At 36.7% G+C, this 21132-nt stretch carries 10 protein-coding genes and 8 pseudogenes; 5 read left to right on the forward strand and 13 right to left on the reverse strand.

Annotated elements, in window-relative coordinates; translation table 11 throughout:
- Positions 1–12: 12 nt before the first annotated feature.
- Complete coding sequence (locus tag MSSIT_RS19870) at positions 13–990, forward strand: glycosyltransferase family 2 protein (RefSeq protein ID WP_048174207.1); 978 nt, start codon at positions 13–15, stop codon at positions 988–990.
- A 729-nt stretch (positions 991–1719) separates the two neighbouring features.
- Here the strand turns inward: MSSIT_RS19870 and istB are convergent.
- The 5 genes and pseudogenes from istB to MSSIT_RS23785 all read right to left on the reverse strand — a co-directional run.
- A complete protein-coding gene (istB, locus tag MSSIT_RS19875; RefSeq protein ID WP_048174208.1) occupies positions 1720–2493 on the reverse strand; it encodes an IS21-like element helper ATPase IstB in 774 nt (257 codons plus the stop codon).
- A pseudogene (locus MSSIT_RS19880) lies at positions 2490–3173 on the reverse strand (Mu transposase domain-containing protein); the annotation flags it as partial. The gene istB and the pseudogene MSSIT_RS19880, both read right to left, overlap by 4 nt.
- Before the next feature lie 97 nt (positions 3174–3270).
- Positions 3271–4515: a group II intron reverse transcriptase/maturase gene (ltrA, locus tag MSSIT_RS19885; RefSeq protein ID WP_449288714.1), complete on the reverse strand. Its 1245-nt coding sequence runs from the start codon at positions 4513–4515 to the stop codon at positions 3271–3273.
- Positions 4516–4770, reverse strand: coding sequence for a reverse transcriptase N-terminal domain-containing protein (locus MSSIT_RS25140; protein WP_231590106.1), 255 nt, complete (start codon positions 4768–4770; stop codon positions 4516–4518). It abuts the gene before it with no gap.
- A 550-nt stretch (positions 4771–5320) separates the two neighbouring features.
- Positions 5321–5488 (reverse strand): annotated as a pseudogene (locus MSSIT_RS23785) (IS21 family transposase); the annotation flags it as partial.
- A gap of 77 nt (positions 5489–5565) precedes the next feature.
- On the opposite strand from MSSIT_RS23785, the gene MSSIT_RS19895 reads away from it, so the two are divergent.
- Positions 5566–7173 (forward strand): IS1634 family transposase, encoded by a 1608-nt coding sequence (locus tag MSSIT_RS19895; RefSeq protein WP_048174209.1) that lies wholly within the window; start codon positions 5566–5568, stop codon positions 7171–7173.
- Positions 7174–7187: 14 nt separating this feature from the next.
- Here MSSIT_RS19895 and MSSIT_RS23790 read toward each other — a convergent pair.
- From MSSIT_RS23790 to MSSIT_RS19925, 6 genes and pseudogenes are all read right to left on the reverse strand, one after another.
- Positions 7188–7546: pseudogene (locus tag MSSIT_RS23790) on the reverse strand (IS21 family transposase); the annotation flags it as partial.
- A gap of 319 nt (positions 7547–7865) precedes the next feature.
- A complete protein-coding gene (locus MSSIT_RS19905) occupies positions 7866–9368 on the reverse strand; it encodes a glycosyltransferase family protein (protein WP_197080306.1) in 1503 nt (500 codons plus the stop codon).
- A 506-nt stretch (positions 9369–9874) separates the two neighbouring features.
- Entirely contained in the window at positions 9875–11047 is a 1173-nt protein-coding gene (locus MSSIT_RS19910) for a glycosyltransferase family 4 protein (protein ID WP_048175132.1), read from the reverse strand.
- A gap of 137 nt (positions 11048–11184) precedes the next feature.
- On the reverse strand, positions 11185–12216 hold the full coding sequence (locus tag MSSIT_RS19915) for a DUF354 domain-containing protein (protein WP_048174211.1): 1032 nt from the start codon (positions 12214–12216) through the stop codon (positions 11185–11187).
- A 30-nt stretch (positions 12217–12246) separates the two neighbouring features.
- Entirely contained in the window at positions 12247–13839 is a 1593-nt protein-coding gene (locus MSSIT_RS19920; protein ID WP_052721734.1) for a glycosyltransferase family 2 protein, read from the reverse strand.
- A 133-nt stretch (positions 13840–13972) separates the two neighbouring features.
- Positions 13973–14944 carry a glycosyltransferase family 2 protein gene (locus MSSIT_RS19925; protein WP_048174212.1) on the reverse strand — a complete coding sequence of 324 codons (972 nt, stop codon included), beginning with the start codon at positions 14942–14944 and terminating at the stop codon, positions 13973–13975.
- A gap of 1558 nt (positions 14945–16502) precedes the next feature.
- Between MSSIT_RS19925 and MSSIT_RS19935 the strand changes: the two are divergent.
- Together MSSIT_RS19935 and MSSIT_RS19940 are read left to right on the forward strand one after the other, a co-directional pair.
- Positions 16503–17648: pseudogene (locus MSSIT_RS19935) on the forward strand (ISAzo13 family transposase); the annotation flags it as partial.
- 49 nt (positions 17649–17697) lie between these two features.
- A pseudogene (locus MSSIT_RS19940) lies at positions 17698–18320 on the forward strand (IS5 family transposase); the annotation flags it as partial.
- Positions 18321–18402: 82 nt separating this feature from the next.
- On the opposite strand, the pseudogene MSSIT_RS19945 reads toward MSSIT_RS19940, so the two are convergent.
- Positions 18403–19901: pseudogene (locus tag MSSIT_RS19945) on the reverse strand (IS1182 family transposase).
- A 90-nt stretch (positions 19902–19991) separates the two neighbouring features.
- Between MSSIT_RS19945 and MSSIT_RS22665 the strand changes: the two are divergent.
- Positions 19992–20216 (forward strand): annotated as a pseudogene (locus MSSIT_RS22665) (transposase); the annotation flags it as partial.
- Between the two features lie 22 nt (positions 20217–20238).
- Here the strand turns inward: MSSIT_RS22665 and MSSIT_RS25145 are convergent.
- A pseudogene (locus MSSIT_RS25145) lies at positions 20239–20973 on the reverse strand (ISH3 family transposase); the annotation flags it as partial.
- Positions 20974–21132 lie beyond the last annotated feature (159 nt).

Raw genomic sequence — 21132 nt, forward strand, 5'->3', positions numbered from 1 at the left:
AGGAGCGATAATATGCCACTTGTCTCGGTTATTATTCCATTATACAACAAAGAACCTTACATCTCCCACTCACTAAATTCAGTCCTCGGCCAATCCTTCCAAAACTTTGAAATAGTTGTCATAGATGATGGCTCAACAGACAAAAGTGCCGAAGTAGTCAAAGGTTTCACAGATCCCCGGATTCGGTTGATAAAACAAGAAAACGCAGGGGTGTCTGCAGCAAGGAATAAAGGGATTGAAGAGTCAAAAGCGGATTTAATTGCTTTTTTAGATGCAGATGACGAGTGGACTCCAAGTTTTCTGGAAACAGTATTAAGGCTGAGAGAAAAATATCCAGAGGCTGGAGCTTATGCAACGTCATATAATATTTTAAAAAATGGGGATCTAAAACCCGCGAGATATAATGCAGTCCCGCCAGCTCCATGGGAAGGACTACTCCAGAGTTATTTTTTGACAGTTGCCACAGGAGAACATCCAGTTTGTTCATCTGCTGTATGCATCCCAAAAAAAATATTTTCAAAAGTAGGAATATTTCAGATTGGGGCATGGTGGGGTGAAGATGATGATTTATGGGGAAGAATCGCCCTGAAATATCCTATTGCATTTAGCCGTGAAATAGGAGCTATATATCACAAAGAAGCTACAAATAGAGCCTGCAATTTACGTTCTCAAATAGAAGAGCATCCTTTTGTAAAAACGGCAAAAAATGCTATTAACAAAGGAGAAGTTCGGAAAGAAATACAAGATGATTTAACTGAATGTATTTCAAAATACCAGATACTTTCTGCAATACGCAATATAAAAAGCGGAAATCGGCAATTGGCAAAAAAAGAGTTAAAAAAATGCGGGACAAAGCTATTCGCGTTTGAAAAAACATTTTGGTATTGTATTACATTTATACCTTACAAAATTTCATCTTACATGATAGATACAGCCGTCGAATTCAAGAAATACTCACAATACTCAAAGAATATTTTTAAAATTAGATAAAAATTTGAGTTTTAAATCTTTTCATTTTGCATTTCGACCCCCCCCTCAAAAAAACCAACTTAATTTTTTTATTCATAAAGTTTATTGCTAATTATACCTATACCACCAATTTAAGAATAATTTTGAAAAATTTTAGCAAATCTTGTTTTGTTTTTCAGTAGATCCCTCAAATTTAGACTTGGTTTTTTAGAACTATGTAGAATTCAAGTCAAACTCATCAAACCTATTGATCATCCTATATTCGGCAGGTCGACATTAGATTATAAGTATATTTAATGATGGCGTTTTTCAAACATTATGCAATATATGTTGGGTTTGAAACTGGTTAATATATGACCCAAATCTCACGGCATATATAAACAATGAGTCGTTTTGCAATAATGTCTAGTATCAAGAATAATGTGTTTTCTAGCAAAAACACTATCAATAAAAATATTACGAAAAAAAAGTTACCTGCCGAAAGCAGGATCATGTGTTCGCAACGGATTGAATAAGTTGAATCAGTTGTTGAAAAATTCATCATATTTTTAAGAGGGGGGTCGGAATGTAAATTTCATAAATCTGAGTAAGAGGAATCAGAATACACGGACATACTTCTGCAATATTGCTCAAAAAAGTTCAATGGCGTGAAGTTGTCAACGCCGATTTAATTTTCCCCTTTTTGGCCGGTTTTAATTTCCCCCTTTTGATATAAAGTTTACTCAATTTTTCATGAACTCTTTAAAAAAATTACTGGTACATATTTCCTGTTTTTAGACCCTGTCTTTTTCTCTCCTTAAGCCTGTAACTTTCTCCTTTGATGTTGATCGTCGTTGAATGGTGAAGTATCCTATCAAGTACAGCCACCACTATTATACGATCCTTGAATATCTCTCCCCATTCTCCATACGACTTATTTGATTTCAAGATCGTTGAACTCTTTTCATAACGTCTGGAAATCAGCTGAAATAGGCAGTGAGCTCCTTCCTCATCAAAAGGGAGGTATCCTATCTCATCAATTATCAACACTTTATACTTCATCAAATCTCTGAGTTTCTTTTCAAGTATTCCTTCTCTGTTTGCTGTTTTCAATCTTTCAATAAGGTTTCCTGTATTGGTAAAGTAAACCGAAATCCCTGCTTTTACTGCTTCAATTCCAAGAGCGATTGCAAGGTGAGACTTTCCAACGCCGGGAGGACCAAGGAAAACAACATTCTCTGAGTTATGAACAAATCTCAAGGTTGCAAGGTCTTCGATTACTTTTTTATCAATAGATGACTGAAACTCAAAATCGAATTCATCAAGCGTTTTTTTCACTGGAAATGCTGCACTTTTCATTTTTCTCTCAATTGCAACAGCTTCTCTGTGCTTCTTTTCCTGTTCAAACAGATAATCAAGGACTTCCATTGTTGTCTTGTTGTCCCTTGCAGCAATTTCAAGATAGTTTTCAAGGAGCTCTTCAACAGTATTCAGTTTCAGGTACTGCAGGTTATTGTGAAGTCTCTCATAACTGAAGTTGTTCATTCAAAACTCCCCTGGCTAAATGTTTCATAGACATCAAGAGGCCTTTTTTCAACTTCAGGACCTGAGAATTTCAATGGAATCTGTGAGCTTTTTTTGCATTTTGAGTTCTCTTTAAGGATCTCACTCAGAAGACCCTGGAAATGTTCCTTTTTCCTGGCAATTCTACAATTACCTGAAAGAATTTCGTGTTCATAGACTTTCTCATAATCAACATAGACCTCGAATTTTCCGTCAAAAATCTGAATTTCTGCAGTTCTTCCTGCAAACCTGTAAGGAACAAAATACTGATTTCCAAGGAACGAAATATAACAGTCTCTGGAGACCTTTCTGGTCTCCTTATGGACAACTTTGTAAGGAAGAACATGGCCCAGAGGGCTCAGGTTCTCCTCCTTAAAGCGTTCAAGAGGGATTTGATAGGTTGTTCCATGGACAGTTGAATTTACCCTTTCCAACCACCTGTGAACTTGGCCGTTCAGGTCTTCAAGAGAGGTAAACCTTCTTCCAAGGAAAAAATCCCTCTTAACGTATCCTACCGTATTTTCAATCTTGCCTTTTGTCTGAGGCCTGTAAGGTCTACATAAACGTGGAATAAAACCAAATCATTTGAAGAAATCCTCAAATTGTGAGTTCCATTCAGAATCTGATGACTTTAAAGCTCTTTTGATGACGACCTGTTTGTCGAATAACAGGGTGGGATTACTCCCTACCCCGTCTTCTAGGAACCGGACTTGACGGTTTCCCGTCATCCGGCTCGAGCCACTACTACCCTTTCGGGTGTCAGTTTAGGACAAAATTGGGGCTAGTGATGCATTTCTTCCGGTGGTATTCTATGAATTTCCATTGTTCGAAATATTCTTTGTCGATAAATGGATTCTTATTAAGGCTTGCTAATCTTTGCTTAACAATTCTGGCATTGGAGAATCTCTCCAACGTCTGTAGTTCTGTGCAGAATACGTATTTTCTTTTACCGGATTTATGCCAGTATTTGGTCGTTATCCAAGTGAAACCTTTATTTGAGTGTCTTCTTTTCGCCCAGGAGATAAGCATGTTATAGACTATTTCATCAAGTTTGTTGAAGATAGCAGAAGAAACTGCGTGATTATGATACTGTGCCCATCCCCTAATGATTGGGTTGAGTGTTTGTATCAATCGGTCTTGATCCCATGCTTTTGCTTTGTGAAGTACGTCACGGATTTTCTTAAGAACTTCCTTTTGAGAGTCTTTAGATGGCTTCGGAAGGAGTTTTCCTTTATACTTCCTGAAGTTCCATCCTAGGAAATTGAACCCTTCACTAATATTAGTCACAAGAGTCTTTTCTTCACTGAGCTTAAGTCCACGAGGATCTAAAAATGCTTGGATGACATCGATTATTTCAAGAGCCGTTTCCGGGGAATCAGCAGTTACCACAAGGTCATCAGCAAAACGAACATAATTAACCTTGTGCCTGTTTTGATGAGATTTGTCAATTGTTCCATCTGATCTGGAGTAAAATCTCATCGCTAAGGCGTTTTCTAAGCCGTTTAAGGACATATTTCCAATTATTGGAGATATAGGCCCTCCTTGAGGTGTGCCTTTTTCGGTAGGAAACAGATGATAATTCTCGATATATCCGGCTTTTAGGAACTCTTTAAGGATTCGTTTATCCATAGGGATGTTATCAAGTATCCAGTTATGGCTGATTTCATCAAAGCAAGCTTTAATGTCACCTTCGACGATCCATTCAGGAGAAACTTTCTTGCTTAAACAGAGGTGAAGGTAGGCATAAGCATCTTTTGTGGAACGATAAGGTTTAAACCCAAACGAAGTTTTGTCACCTGGTGCAGATTCGATTGGGCCCAACACCAGAGAGTGCAAGGTTTGCATTGCTCTGTCAAACACAGTTGGTATGCTAAGAGGTCGTAGTTTACCGCTCTTCTTTCGAATATACTTCCGTGTTAATGGTTTTGCACGATAGCCTTTGTTCGTTAGTTGTAGAGCGGTACGCATCTTATCTGCCGATGATGACCAAATGACGCCATCTATTCAGGGAGTTCGACTTCCCTTGTTAGTGGTTACTTTACGTACCGAAAGAAGTTTGGCATAAAAGGACCGGGTCAGAAGGCGGGAGAGTTTGTTCACAGTTTTCCAATTTCCGTTCTTAGCTGCACTTGCAATTCGAGACTGTAGGTTATTAACGACTTCTTTCACTCTTTTCCAATCAATATTTTTCCATTGTTGAGTGAGTTCTTTGTCTGTAAGTTCCGTAACCGAAGTTATCTCTGGTTCTCTTACATTCATAATTAAACAATCCCTGTTGCTTTCGTGACTAATGGCAAGTGGGCATGCTTTCGCATTGAGGCATTTTTTTTCCCTCTATATTCCCCATTACAGGAAACCATTAGCTTTTTGCCAATTCCTCTTCCATCTATGGCGTCAGTTTTCCTTACGGAATTCCTACCTCATTGAGGGCCATAAATGGTTTACCGAGTTCTATGCCATAGATAGTTGTTGGATACTTAGGAGGATCCTAAAGACCGGAAGCCCATATGTCCATTCGTCATGACACAACACGGAATGTCATAACCAAGCTTCGATGCCATTTTGGCTCATGCGTATTAACCTGCTTTCGCATGTTCTATGTTACGATCCCTCGAACGGATCTTCACCTTTCGGTTCTCCATATGTCCTTTTCCCTAGCGGTTTGGAACTGTCAGGTTCAGTTTTACACCTCATTGTCCTCTGAGCTTTGCACAGATCCGTTGCCAGAAATGCACATCAGAATAGGGACATTCTGAATGGATAGAATGGCGGATTGTTCCGCAATCCATAGCATAACTTCTCGTCGCACCATGTTATCATAGAGGATCTCCGGTGTAAATCCTCCAAAGTACTCAAAGGCGTTCAGATGACACTGGATAAGAGTGGAAGTGTCTATGCCCAGTGTAAATTCAACATATTTCATCCTGGAATATCCAAGAATCATGTTGAAGCAAAAGAGTTTCTTTATCGCACTTTCCGCAGTAAAATTTCAGGATTTTATATTTTTAAAATCTTCCAATTATTTTTTATAAAAATATTCTCTCATTTACCTTGATGACTCTCTCCCCTAGCTCTGAATCCACAACTCATCTTGGTCATTATGGCCTTATTGCTGGCGTATTTGACGAGCTTGATATTTCAGATTTGATTGACACTCTCCTTCCCAAGAAAAGTGGCCATAACATTCCTCATTCTACTGTTATCAAAGCAATGTGCATTAACGGTTTAGGATTTACTGAGCGCCGTCTTTACCTGTTTCCAGACTTTTTTGAAAATTTACCCACTGAGAGGTTACTGGGAGAAGGTGTTCTCCCAGAACACCTTAATGACGATGTTTTTGGCAGAGCTTTGGATAAAATTTATGAATACGGAGCAACCGAACTCTTTAACCACATTATTTTGCAAGCTATGAAACACGTTCCCATCAATCATCGTTTCTGTCATACAGATACTACTAATTTCAGTGTTTATGGTGACTATGAAAACGATGATGGCAAAACTATCAACATTACTTATGGTCATCCAAAAGACAAGAGAGTCGACTTACTTCGTTTTTCCATTTCCATGGTTACTGACCAGAAAGGAATTCCTCTTTTCGTAAGAGCATTAGATGGCAACAGTTCCGACAAGAAAGTTCTCATCAAAACTATAAAGGAACTAACACAGAACCTGAATCTTGATGAAAGAGTCTACCATGTTGCAGACAGCGCATTTTATACTGAAGATAATGTGAAAGAGATAGGAACAAACGCTTTTTTCATATCGAGAGCTCCTGCAACCATCAATGAAGCAAAGGAACTCTTAATAGCCGACTTAATTCTGAAAACATGCTCTGATGAACGTTATTCTTGCTATTCTGCAAAATCCTGTTATGGTGGAGTAGAACAGTTATGGGGTGTATTCTGTTCAGAGGAAATGAAAAAAAAGGAAGAGAAGACGTTTGAAGAAAAGATCATTAAGGAGCTTGAAGCAGCAGAAAAATCCCTTAAAAAGCTTTCTAATCGTGAATTTGCCTGTGAAGCTGACGCAAGAATGGCTGCTGAACAATGGTTGAAAGAGAATGACTCTTATGAGTTTGAGAGTCTTGATATAAAAATTAAGTCTCGCAGGCTTGAAAACAAGAAAGGGAGACCAAGGAAAGGTGAAGAGGTACAGACTTTCTACCTGATAGAAGCAGAGATTAAACATGATCAGGAGAAAGTGCAGGAAAGAAGAACAAAGTTAGGAAGGTTCATTCTTGCAACCAATGATCTGGAGTTGACTCCAGATCAACTCCTAGAATACTATAAGGAACAGGGAACAGTTGAAAGAGGGTTCAGGTTCCTTAAAGATAAGAGTTTCAGAGTGTCTGAGGTATACCTGAAAAAAGAGTCCAGAATAGAAGCACTTGCAATGGTAATGGTTCTGTGCTTATTGTTATATTCAATAGCTGAGTGGAAACTGAGAACAAGATTGGAAGAAGCAAAAGAAGCTATTAGAAACCAGGTTAAGAAGAAAACACAGATTCCAACAATGAAATGGGTATTCTTCCTGTTCAGAAGAATAACAGAATTAGTGATCGAAATTGATGGAAAAAGGATAAAGAAGGTATTAAATCTGGATGAGGAAACCATTAAAGTGCTGAAACTGATGGGAGAAAAGTACGAAAAATATTATGCGTGAAAAAATAGTGCGGAAAGTAGGTTTATCTTTCCATCAACATCAACTGTTCCCATCTCTGCCCAGTCAACCTGAGCCTTTACACCTGGTTTTGTTTCATAGCGGAGTACAGCAGGGACTCCCTGCTGAGGTCGGACTTTTTGTACGAAGTCCTTGAAGATGGTTTTTCCTCCATCAAAACCCATTTCTTTGATTTCCCGATAGAGGCGAGCAGCAGTATAGGACCTTCTTTGAGTTTTTTGAGTATATAAGGTTTGTAAGGATCAAGCTTGCTCTTTCTTCCGGGACGTTTCTGGGGTTCAGGCAAGGTTTTCAGCCGAAGATATTTCCTAACAGTTTTCTTGTCAAAACCTGTTTGTCTGGCGATTTCATTGATGCCAAAGCCTCATGAATACAAATCTCGTATCAATAGCCATTCCTCCGTTTTCAGCATGATTTATGATCCTTGAGCTTTCTCAAGGATTGTAAATGGGGAAATTTTAACCCGGCCAAAAGGAGGAATTATTCACCGGCCTTGACAGAAGTTGATGGTATCAAGTTTAGTCTTGAGGTTCAAAAAACTTGAGACTGATTTTTACTCTAAAATCGACCAGCATAAAGACAAAAAACTCCATAACCTACTGCTAATGATTTATGTTTACATCATTTCTTAGCATTTCATTTCTCGATCTTTTCCAAAGATAGGAATTAAAGAATTAAGTGCCGTTAGCAAGATGATAAGCGGAAACATCACAATTATCATATATCTTGTTGTGTGATTCTAAATTTCTAAAGAAAGAAATTCCTAATATTTTATCCTCGTATATCATTTTTGAATACACACTATTATATGTATTATTGAGACTTCTTGTAACCTTTATAGGTCTGTAAAGTGTATATTTTCGCCAAATGTATATTGTATCATTTAGGTTATCGTTAGTTTCAATATTTTCAATAGAAAATGGAGGTTTTTTGACTCCCAACCAAAGATCTAAAAAATTAAAACTGTATTTAGAATCACTCACAATATTTGTACTATAGTCAGCTAATCTTTCACCTGCTTGGATTTCCTGTAGTGTAAATGATTCAGAAACTGTTGATTCTTCAAGCCATGAGGGACTATCAGAATTTGAAATAGTACTTGAAGACATGAAAAAAGATAAACTAAAAAATATAAAAAATGTGAAGATTTTTAAGTGATTTTGATTAGGAATTAATTTAGATAATCTCAAAAAACCAACGGATGCCATAATACTTAGAAAAAAATATTCGAAAATAAACCATCGATCTGGAATAATATTTCTTAATCCAAAAAGTGGAAAACCAAATGTGATACCTAAAAGTAAAGATACGCAAATAATAAGTGAAAAATTTAGATTATTACGACATTCTTTAGAGAGCCAGATTAGACATCCTATTATTGAAAGAAATAAAAACAGCGTCAAGCTTAGATGATCCAAAAATCTTTCACAAAATGGAGGTAATGTATTTGCATATTCAGCAATAGACTCAGGTCTATTTAAGAACCCACTATACCCTCCTAAAATATAGTAATTGAAAGTTAATATCATTTTATCAAAAAATGGAGTCCCATCTTTACGATATAACGCTATCATCCAATGCTGTATGAGTCCTACAAAAGAAATAAGCATTATAGTTGGAGAGATAAAAATCCGACGATGTTTATCAAAAAGTGCACCATATATTACATTCCCAAATAACAATCCGAATAAAGTTATCAAAAATATGAAAGAAGAAACTGCATGTGACAATATTAGACAAAATATTAATAAGAGTGAGACTGAAATCCAGCGTGGTTTTGGAGAGTCAATAGTCTTAAAAATACAAAATAGTAAAAAATAATATAAGCATATACCATAAGTTGTTGTTTGAGGTGCCGAGCCCCATAATATATGATAATCAGAAATATTAATTAGTAACATGGCTAAAAGACCTATTTTTTTGCCAAAGTACTCTTTAGCGAATAAAAAAACACAGACTGAAGAAATTGTTAAAGGAATTATCAAGGCAACGTTGGAAGCAGACTTAATATTAATACCAAGTAAAATTTGGTTTATAGCTACTTGAAAGTGCATAAGCGGAAAAAAATATTCTTTGTCTAATAAAGGATCTAAAAGAGAATTGTTAAATAGTAAATCCATTCTTCCTACATGAAATAATAAATCGTTCATTTTTGCATGGCGCCATGAATCTGGCATACTAAAACCAGCATACATAAAGTAGATCGAATATTTAAGGTTTAAAGAGATAATAAATATTTTCAATATTTGAAAGATCTCATCTTTCTTTGTTTTGACCTGAAGTATTGACACAGCTAATAGAGCAACACACAATGAGATTGATATGAAATACAAATAATGGCGATAACTTCCAACTAAATAAAGTATATATATACTTAGTGAAAAAAATATAAAAAATAGAATTTCAGGTATTAAACTCATTGTTTTTTTATTTAGTTCTAAAGATTGGATGCACTCGTGATTATAAATAAGAAAAAGATACATAAAAGACGCAAACAATAGTGCAATTCCTATATTAAGCAAGTATATGGTAGGGCTAATTAAATATAGTGTGGAGAGAATTAACCCTACAACTATTCCACTTATGCTCAAGAAGATATCTAATCTATTATCTGTTGTTTTGTGATCCATAGTCGCGACAATCCACAATTCCACAATATTACAATATAATTTATTATTTCAAATTAGTTCTTCAAAAGATCAGCACAAACTTTGATAATTTTTTCACAGGCGATATCCCAAGTAAATAAATCAGAATATTTTTTAATTCTTGTAGAATCCCATTTTTGGTCTAAAACAATCAATACCTTTTGTGCTAGTTTTTTTGAGTTTTTTGACTCGATCACATAACCATAATCCTCGGAAATTACAACTTCTTCACTTCCACCATTATATGTAGTAATAACTGGTTTACCACATGCCATTGCCTCTATAAGAACAACACCAAAACTTTCACTCAAACTTGGCAATATAAAAACATCACAAGCATTCATCCATATTGGGAGTAGGTCATCTGGAATGAAACCAGTTAGCTTAACTTTATCAGCTAAGTTAAGATCATCAATTTGCTTTTGCAACTTATTCTTTAAAGGACCTGATCCTCCAATGAAACAGAGAATATCTGATCTTTCTTTTTGGAGTATGTCCATAGCTTCTATTAAATATTTAAAACCTTTTCTTTCAATTAGCCAACCGAGACTGAAAATTATCTTTTTATTGGGAGACAAATTTAATTTGTCTCGACATGTTTTTTGATCTAAAGGTTTAAATGTTTGAGAAAAACCATTTGGAATGAAGAATGAATTTTCATTGAATTTCTTCAATACAGGTACATCTTTTTGGTTAACTCGAATTAATGCATCAGCATTTTTCCAAGTATAATTTAAAAGAGGGTAGTTCATATTTACTTCCTGATAGAAGCGCACTGAATTAGCATGAAGTGTTATGACTACAGGTATATTATATTTGGATTTTAATTTAACTCCAATATATCCAGATGGCCAGGTGAAATGAGCATGGATAATATCAAAAGAAATATTTTCTTTTTTTATTAAACTTTCAATAACCTGAAGACGGTTATCAATCAGTATTTTTCTAAAATAGCGAATTGGTACATAAAAGGACCTAGGATAGTAAACCCTAACGTTATCATAACTATAATTATCACATAATTTATCCTTAGGATATTGTTCAAAACTGAAAGGGACAGGGGAGATGACAATAATTTCTTTAAAGTACTGTTTCAATTCATCAACCTGATTTTTTACAAAACTATCTCCTATATAGCTGCCAGTTTCATTAGGATAAGCAGGTGTCAATACCAGTAAATTTTTATTGATAATTTGATCAAAACTCATATTCATGCTCTCATTCTCAGGGAAAATACTTGTATTTCAATATTTGAATCCACTTTCAGAATGTATACATTTAGTACTTGGAGATGCAGTTTTACCATGCACCATCTCTCTCAAATTTTTCATACAAATCCCCTATCTTAAAAAACGGCATTTTCCATTTCATTTACCATAAAGCCCGTAACATCAATCTTATCATTGAGCAGTTTATCTCTCTTTACTCTGCCTTCAGACTTTAAGTTTGGATTTTCAAGTAAATCCAGTGCTTTTTTGAAAGCTTCTTCTTCCATATTCTGCCCTTCTGAAAAATTAAAAACAAGATCGTATTTTGATTCTTCCTCGTTTGTGTAACCGGTTCTTAACGTGTTTACATAGACGGCATGCGTGCCTAAAACAGCACATTCAGAGGCTGTTGTAGCTCCTTCCCCGATGTAAAGAGTAGCATAATAGAGAAGATCATGAAGTTTTTCGGGAGAAACCCTTATTTTATATTTGTCCAGTTCAGGCCCTAAAGGCTGCTCAGAAGTTATGAATACATGCCCATACTTTTCCAGTTCGCTCACTAATTTCACTTTATTTTTAATTCCGGCCTGTCCAACATCATGGTGCGCTTTCCAGGAAACAAATCTTAATATAATTATTGTGTCAGTTTCCTTCAACCCCATTTCTTCAAGGACGGCAGGATTTGGAGAAAAGTGATTCGGATGCAGGTATGCAAGTTCATGATACCCCTGATATCGAGCCTGTTTTTTTCCGAAGTCTTCATAAAAGCAGGAAGGAGTATAAACTTTTTCAACAAAAGGATTGATTATTTTACGAGCAAATTTCTGATGTTCGGTATCATTAAAGATAAAAGCTTTTTTTCCAAGTACCCAGGAAGCATGCGCTACACATGGATTAATAATTCCTGCCAAAACATCGGGATTAAATTTTCTTGCAACATTGAGAAATTTGCAATCTCGAACCATCCATTCTTTGAATACACTACCTTTCTCAGAAGCAGTAGATGTCAAAATATCGTGAGGAATGCCGTAAGCGTTTAACAGATCAATAGTCACCTCTTTATCTCTAGAAGTAACCATTACTTCATGACCTTTTTCACGGAGGCTCCAAATGGTGTTTTTAAAGAAATGAACATGACCTGGATGTCCGATATCTATGAGAACCCTCAAATTTCCAACTCCAAAGAATAAAACTTATAATTAAACATTTTGATTAAGTTTCTTACTAATGTCCGACTGCATATCAAAAAACATTGCAAAAAACAACAACTGTGCACCCATCAAAGTCATAAATACGCCCAGAAGGGGATAGTTTTGAGAAACCGGATTGTGCATCAACTTTTGTACAAGAATCCAGAAATCAAAAATAAGTCCTGCAGGGAGAAGTGCCATGCTGGCAACATAGAAAAACACAAGCGGATGGAAACTTAAAAGTACATACTTGGTCTTCAGCCTCCATAAGAAACCATTGAAAAGCATGGGAGCGACTTTCATTATGTATCTACGATAATTTATAGAGGATTTTTCGTTTTTATAGCGGGCAGGGATTACAACATCTGTTACTCTCATGCCGTATGCGTTGAGCTTTATCAGGATATCATTTACGTAACCGTAATAAGTATATACGGAATCAAGGTCTATTGTTTCCAGTGCTTTTCGAGATGCAGCAGCATAACCGTTCTGGGGATCCATTAAATCCCAGTAGCCGCTTCCTATTTTAGTTAGCAGTGAGAGTAAAGTGTTTCCAAAGAACCTCCAGGCGCTCATGCCTTCCCGGGCTTCTCGGGTTATAAGCCTGTTTCCTTTAGTGTAATCGGCTTTGCCTTCTATTATGGGCATTAAAAGACGAGGCATCTGGGACGGATCCATCTGGTTGTCGCCATCCATTACAACGACTATGTCCATTTTGTCTGCCAGAGCCATTTTATATCCGTCAATTACCGACTTTCCGGCACCCATATTCACTTCATGCCTTAAGGAAACAACTCTGGAGTCTTTCAGGCTTTTAATCACTTCAGGAGTCCGGTCAGAACTGCAGTCGTCTACGATATAGATACGGCTCACATACTCCGGAATCCCTTTAATTGTTTCACCTAACAAAACTTCTTCGTTGTATGCGGGCACTACAACTCCAATTTTGTACATTTTAAATAGACTGAATGTGTGCTCTTCTTCGAGGTTTAGATGTTTTGCCTTAAGATTATTGTTTTCGGCGAAAGAGAGAATAGTACCTACAGAAGAAATGTAAATATTGGGGGAACTTAATAATATATCAAAGCATTTTTTAGAAAAAACAAAGAATCCTACAGGCCCACTTTCCATCTGTTTTTTGTTTAAAAAAGATACATTCTCTTGTAGCCGATTTGATTTGCTAAAACAGGTGCCAATTACCATATCAAAATCATCTTTTTGAATAGGTTCAAGCATTTTAGGAATTAACTTTGGTTCATGGCAAATACTGATGTCCATGAACAAGAAGGCTTCAGAATCTGTAGCATGTTCAATACCTATTTGAATTGGAAAATCAAACCCTTTATGCTTGGTGTTTCGGATTATCTCTGCACCCGCAAGTTTAGCTACATCGACTGTATTATCGGAACTTGCATTGTCGACTACAACTACTCTATCAGCAAATTTCTTTGCCTGAAGAACAACACTGCCGATGGAAACTTCCTCATTATAGGCAGGGAGGACAACGGTTATGTTTCGAAGAGATGGAACTCTCACATTTGGATTTTCCTCTTTTTTTGTGATTGGTTGGACGCTCTTGCCTATAATCAGTTCATTATTCATTCGAATAACCCCGTATTGATTTAAGTTTGAATAAAATTTAAGTGAGTTTGAAAGAGAGACAAAGCAAGTAATCAATATATAAATCCTGTAATCTCTATTCAAACACCGGAAATGCAAATATTAATTCAAAGAATTAAGCTGGATCGGTATTTTTAGCCACTCCTGCCATCGAATGCTCTATTATTCCCCTGAGAGTCATGTATGCACCCACAAAAGCTAAGAAAAACATGAGGAACGTGTGCCCAAAATTGAGGCTTGTACTGCCAAGGAAAAAGGATTCAAGGAACTTGAAACCCATATAGAAGCCGCATGTTGCAAGACCAAAACCTGGCACAGAGTAGAAGTACAGAGGTCTGTTAACTTCTATATCCTCAACTACATTTTTCATGACTTCGGCAAGATACTTTATCGGGTTTTGGATTATGCTTTCCGAATCTTTGAAAGTCCCAATCTCTACTTCTTTTATACGGAGACCGGATCTACCTGCATCGGCAAGCATTTCACGTTCTATAGCCGTATTTTTACCATTGAAGCGGAAAATATTCTTTGTTGAGGCTGCAAAGGCTCGGAAGCCGCTCTGCGTATCGGTAATTTTGAGGTTAAAGTTCATTTTTGCAGTGGTGTCCTGCAGGGTCTGGCCAACACGCCGGTAGAGAGGAGTATTTTTGCCCGGATAATTAAGAGAACGGCTGCCATTAACGAATTCAGCATTTCCTTCAAGGATAGGAGCAACGAGCTTTGGAATAGCAGCAGGGTTGTGCTGCCCATCTGAGTTCATTGTAACTATAATATCGGCACCGAGATTGATTGCAGCTGTAAAGCCTGTTTTAAGAACTTCCGCTTTTCCTTTATTAGTATTATGAGCAATTACTTCGGCTCCGGCTTTTCTTGCAATTTCGGCTGTCCTGTCAGTGCTACCGTCGTCGACAACTATCACATTATCTGCATAGAGCTTGGAAAGAAGAACGATACTCCCGATAGAGCCTTCTTCATTATAAGCTGGAAGGACGACAGTTATATTTTGAGAGACTGCTTCCCTGAAACGGGGGTTCTCTATATGGGCCTGGAACTGGATATTATTGCCCATAATCAGTTCATTACTCATTTTTATAACCCCTTTGAAATTTACAAGATTAAATAGAAATAATTACAGATGATCAAAAACCAGTCGATACCACTTAGAGTATAACTGCTCGAATCCCTATATACTTTAATTTTTTAGATTGATGTCTGAAATAGTAATATATAAATTTATTGACTGTTATACAGAAAGAAAATAATTGATTAGTAATAATAATACCAAGAGAGCTTTAGTAGGAGAAATATAACATTATACGATTGAGATACAAGCCATGAAAAAAAAAACAGAATACAAAATAGAAAATTATAAGTAGTAAAAAATAAAAAGATGATCCCTATAAAAAAACGATATCATAAGAGCATAAAAATTCACACTTAAGTGCCGCAGGCTTTTCTGGAGTCTCAGAAATTTATTTCAATCAGCCTGAAACTTTAAAATAAAACTCAACTTAATATCCTACTTGCCGCATCTACAGAAGAAAGATAAAAGATGAAATGAATAGGTTTAGAAAACATAAATCGAATCCATGCGTCATCGGTTAAGCGTTATAAAAGCACTCCTGCATGTGTTTTTATATTAATCGAGACGATCCCAAAACTCAAAATTTGCTTCTTTGGACCCCGTATTTTAAGTGACTAATCGAGCTTCTGATTATGAGAGCAATCCTGAGTAATTCCGACAATTGAGATTAAAAACTGGGTTTTGGGATGAGCTCATCCTCTAAATATTAGTGTATCTATGTCTCCTCGTCCCCCATCTATTCTCGAAGACTCCCTTCGAGAAATGTTTCCCGAAAAAGGCAGTGTACCGAAAGTTCTGTAAGTGTGGCAAGAAGTTATAAAACGTATTGCGTACACGCTATCCCTTCTGTTTGGGATAATCCAACTAAGACATGCATTTATGATAACGTCAATGTGTAAAGCTCTTAGGACAACGTGGAAAGTCTCATCCAAACCAGACAATTGCTAGGATAAGAATGCCATGAAGAATCATAAGATGAACCACTGTAAGAGTCGTCAAGCTTACAAGCGAAATTGGACTGATACGCTTCACCAAAAGGTATGGAGTTAGACTGTAATGGCTTATGGCACATTACAGGAAACAGACAAACGATTCCCGGCTTATGGGTGACTTCTAAAGCATTCATAAATATACGTTTTGTAAAACTTGGTAAGCCCGATATGTTCCCGTATGGGTAGAATTTTCGTAAGAAACAACAATAGCATAGAGGGTAAAGAAAGAAGCAAAAAGCGAATGGTAACTTGTAATGAGTTACATATGGGTCCGAAATTTGCCCTAATCTGAAAAGATGCAGACTTGCTTCATGGTATCGAAACGTAAGAATGGAAGCAGGACGATGAAAGTAAGACTTTCAACTACACTGGATGATGAAACGGATAAACTCATAGGAAATCCATCTGCTTGGAACGAATACAAGTGTACCAGTTTCCACAACAAAGAAATTACCAACAAGAGTCTATCCGCCGAATCACCTGGTGAGAAGCTCACTAACATGCAACTAAGCAATTGTCACAAAATAATTTAGATATTTTTTTACACAAGTTCTGTGTATTGACTATACATGAGTAACCAACTTGAGAAACATATCTCTGAAAAGTATAACTTACTAAAACCTTTTCTGGATGAACAAAGCAAACGTCTATTTGCTGGTGCCGAGGCTATTAGCCTTGGCGTAGGTGGAATCAGCATAGTTTCTCGTGCAACAGGAATCTCTCGTGATACCATTTCAAAAGCTTGTAAAGAACTAGAAAGTGGAACAATTGGAGCAAGTGGAACATCTATACCCGATGGTAAAATTCGAGCTCCTGGTGGAGGTCGCAAAAAGAGTGTTGATAAAGATCCCACACTTAAATCTGATCTTGAAAGTCTTATTGAACCAACAAGCCGTGGTGATCCGGAATCACCTCTGCGTTGGACTTCCAAGAGTGTTCGCAATTTGGCTGAAGAACTAAAAAAGATGGGTCATAAGGTAACTCATGCAAGAGTTGCAGATCTGCTTCACATACTTGGTTACAGTTTACAGGCTAATAGGAAGACAATTGAAGGAGCTTCCTATCCTGATCGTGATAAACAATTCAACCATATAAATGAAAATTGCAAAAAGTTTCAGGAAGAGCATCAGCCTGTGATATCTGTCGATACAAAAAAGAAAGAGTTGGTTGGAAATTTCAAGAATGAGGGCAGAGAATTACGCCCAAAAAAGGATCCCATAAACGTCAATGTATATGATTTTAAGGACAAAGAACTGGGAAAAGTAAATCCATATGGAGTCTACGACATTGCTAACAATGAAGGATGGGTAAATGTCGGAATAGATCATGATACGGCTTCTTTTGCAGTTGAAAGTATACGAAGATGGTGGAATATGATGGGATGTGAATCGTATCCAGAAGCAAAAAAACTCATGATTACTGCTGATTGTGGTGGGAGTAATGGATATAGAGTACGATTATGGAAAATGGAATTACAAAAGTTAGCTGATGAAACTGGAATGGAAATTTCGGTTTGCCACTTCCCACCAGGAACAAGCAAATGGAATAAAATAGAGCACAGACTATTTTCTCATATAACTTTAAATTGGAGAGGTAAACCACTTACAAGCTACGAAGTAATTGTGAATCTTATTGCGGCAACAACTACATCAAAAGGGCTTAAAGTTAAGTGCATGTTAGATAAGACTGAATACCCAAAGGGGATTAAAATGACTAAGAGGCTGTCTTAAAATTAAATAATACCTGTCCCAAGATTGTTCGTCAATGTCAGAACAGACTGAAAGACTTCCTTATCCTAGCGATTTATCTGATAAAGAATGGAAACTAATCGAGCCTCATATCCCAAATCTCCAACTAATCGAGGCAAAAAACGTGTTCACCCCTATCGTGAAATATTGAATGGCATATTCTATTTGCTACGTTCTGGTTGTGCCTGGCGAATGTTACCACACGAATTTCCACCATGGCAAACTGTCTACCACTATTTCCGCCTTTGGCGTCTTTATGGAATTTGGGAACGCATAAATGCTGCGCTAAGAACTGAACTGAGAATTGAAAATGGCAGAGAACCAGAACCGAGTGCAGCTATTTTGGATAGTCAATCAGTCAAAACCACAGAAACACGTGGAGTACGCGGCTATGATGCTGGTAAGAAAGTCAAAGGACGAAAGCGCCATATTCTGGTGGATACAACAGAGCTACTATTAATGGTTGTAGTTCATGCAATGGTTGTAGTTCATGCAGCGAATATTCAGGATCGGGATGGAGCTAAACTTGTTCTGGAACAAATTAAGGGGACATTCTCTCGATTGCAGCTTATTTGGGCTGATGCTGCTTATGCTGGTCAACTGGTTGATTGGGTCAAGATAACCTGTGCAGGCTGTCTCATAACCATTTTAACTTGTACAATTGGGTAATGCCCATTTCAATTTTTATTTCATTTCAACAATGAGAGATAATTTTCATAGGTCAACATAGCGTATTTGTTATTCTCGCTCGAATTCCCCCTTTATTCCAGCGTTTACTTCCTCCCCCAACTATCATTTTCAGCATATCCTTCAGGTTTTTCCCTTTCCTTTTTATGAAGTCTGCCATTTTCTTTATATTGTGTACAGTACACATCATAACAAATTCAATTCCTGTTTTCCTTTTCCCTCTCAACAGAAATTCCCTAAACCCCCCTATCCTGTTTCATCTGACCAAACACAGGTTCTACGGTAGACATTCTTTTCTGATACTTTTCCGTACCTTTTTCTGTGTTCAGTTTAGCCCTCATATTCTCCATTAAATGTTCTCGAGGATCTCTTGTTATCGTCCTTTTTTCACTCATAGTACATGCATTTTTCAGCACACACTGAGAACAATAGCTACAGACATAAAACCTTAAATCAGGTTCACCTTTCCTCTTTTGAATTCTTGTAAAGGGAATTTCAAATGCAGCCGGACAATAATAGCAGTCTTTTTCTTCATCGTATGTAAAAAGAGACTTCCTGAACTTCCTGGTTTTTCCTTCTTTTTCAGCTTTATAGAAGTTGTCAGGAATATAAGCATCAATGCCTTCTTCCTGTAAAAATTCCAGATTTCCATATGAGAAATAACCTGCATCTGCAAGTACTATTGTTGGTTTATATCCCAGTGTGTTTTTTACATTCTGTATCATTGGTTCTATTTGATGAAGGTCGTTTTCTTCGTTGACAACGTCTGCTGCAACGATTATTTGCTCTTTTTCATCAACAGCAACCTGACAATTGTAGGAAGGTTTCTTGCTTCCATCTTTATGCTTCATAATTCGAGCATCATTGTCTGTGATGTTTATTTTTTTCAGCTTTTCTTCATCAAGCTTCTTCTTAGCAGCTTTTATTTTTTCCAGTCTTTTCTTCCTGTCAACAAGCTCTTCTGGAATATGATATGGTGTTGAGTCACCATAAATTTCATCTTCATGTTTATCTGTCTCAATACTCTCTTTGAGTATCTTATCTATTTCTTTTTCGAGAGCATCCGAACTCTTGCTCTGTATTGATGAAGCATTTGCCTTAACCTTTGTTCCGTCAATTGAGATACTGGAACCAATCATATCCATTTCTTTACAAAAATGTGACAACTTGGGAAAAGATTTCTTTTATAGGGCCAAGATGAGTTGAACGGAATCGACAAATAGTATGAAAATCAGGTTTTTGCATGGCTGCCAGATACATAAATGCAGTATCAGTTTGAGTCATTTGTTGCAGTTTACGTGAACTTCTAATGCCTATAAGGTAACCATAAAGTAATATTTTTAAAAGAGGTTTTGGATGATAGGCTGGGCAGCCTTCCTTAGAGTAAGTGGATTCAATAACAGTGATATCAACGACATCTACGATGTCGTTTAGTACTCTGGCGATATGGTTTTCAGGAACAAAATCTTCTAGGTCTTCTTCTAGGTCTAACGGAAGTAAAAACTGCTGTTTTTGATCGTACTTTCGAAACATGGGAAACACTGAAATTTGTTTTGTAAAAAAGATAAAGATTACGGGTTTCTGACCCAAATGTATGATAGAGTATAGTTTTGAGACAACCTGTGTGGTTGGGTTTTGGAAATAATAAGGCGTAAAGATGATGTCAAAGGTTTTCAAGTACTTCCTCGCAGATGGGTAGTAGAGCGTACATTTGGATGGCTGGGTCGTTATCGGCGTTTGAGCAAAGATTATGAAGGATTAACAGAGTACAGTCAAGCCTTCATTTATGCGGCTATGATCCATATAATGAGCGGACGACTGGCTAAAATAGAACCTTTATCCAGATGAAAAATGAATATTCAGACAGCCTCTTAGAGTTCCCCATAATATATTGTTCGCTACGTGCCTTATTCCCTTTCAGGATCTGCTTTATCCGCTCGCCTTTCTTAACAACTGGAACTATAAGTGGAACCTGGTTACTTTGCAAAAATTTAAACACGTCAATAGAATAAAACTCTCTATCCAGGCAGAGAATCTTAATATTAAAGTTCAGTTTTTAGATGAGGCTGATAAAATGGGAGAGGTATTCAACCTTTGTTTTATCCTTTTCGACAGGAAGAACAGATATTGTAAACCTCTCATTCTTGTTAATGATATAAAGAGAGACATATGAGTAAAAGGAGTTTGTTGACTTTTTAGCCTGTCCACCTATTACATATTTCTCATTAGATGAATCTTTATTTCCATAATAAGGATCATTGGTATAATCAGCAGCGAATTCACAGCACTTGCCTGTTTTCAGGGTTTTTATGAGTTCTTGAAGGAGAATCTTTTCATTTGATCAGTTCTTCCATGTTTAGTTTTTTAAGATGGTATCGTAGAGATGTTTCGCAAGCAACATTCTTATACTGTGTCGTAACAGAATGAACAGAATTCCTGTTGATTGACATACTCACAACGGTACGAAAAACGTCTTCACTTGTAAGAGAACCATTGATCTTGATGGTAACATGGTCAGTGAGAGGTCTTAATACGGCATCAATACATTTTTTGACTTTAATTCTATTTTAGGGGAATATCCAGACTTATATGGTGGAAAAGACATACGGAGGTAGTTTTTATCACATATAAAGGTATCGAACAGCCTCGTTTAGGAGAAAATGAAAATTAGCGAAGTACTGAAAGTGGTTATGAGACAGCCTGTTTCAGAAGCTTTTACAAATTGTTTTTATTATAGCAAAAGTCAGGCTATTAATTCTAGAAA

It is taken from the genome of Methanosarcina siciliae T4/M, from assembly GCF_000970085.1.
Lineage (GTDB): Archaea > Halobacteriota > Methanosarcinia > Methanosarcinales > Methanosarcinaceae > Methanosarcina > Methanosarcina siciliae.

Excerpts from the sequence above, each read along its gene's own strand:
- MSSIT_RS19870 (WP_048174207.1), top strand. The coding sequence starts at position 13 with ATGCCACTTGTCTCGGTTATTATTCCATTATACAACAAAGAACCTTAC.
- istB (WP_048174208.1), bottom strand. The coding sequence starts at position 2,493 with ATGAACAACTTCAGTTATGAGAGACTTCACAATAACCTGCAGTACCTG.
- MSSIT_RS25140 (WP_231590106.1), bottom strand. The coding sequence starts at position 4,770 with ATGAATGTAAGAGAACCAGAGATAACTTCGGTTACGGAACTTACAGAC.
- MSSIT_RS19895 (WP_048174209.1), top strand. The coding sequence starts at position 5,566 with ATGACTCTCTCCCCTAGCTCTGAATCCACAACTCATCTTGGTCATTAT.
- MSSIT_RS19905 (WP_197080306.1), bottom strand. The coding sequence starts at position 9,368 with ATGCCAGATTCATGGCGCCATGCAAAAATGAACGATTTATTATTTCAT.
- MSSIT_RS19910 (WP_048175132.1), bottom strand. The coding sequence starts at position 11,047 with ATGAGTTTTGATCAAATTATCAATAAAAATTTACTGGTATTGACACCT.
- MSSIT_RS19920 (WP_052721734.1), bottom strand. The coding sequence starts at position 13,839 with ATGAATAATGAACTGATTATAGGCAAGAGCGTCCAACCAATCACAAAA.
- MSSIT_RS19925 (WP_048174212.1), bottom strand. The coding sequence starts at position 14,944 with ATGAGTAATGAACTGATTATGGGCAATAATATCCAGTTCCAGGCCCAT.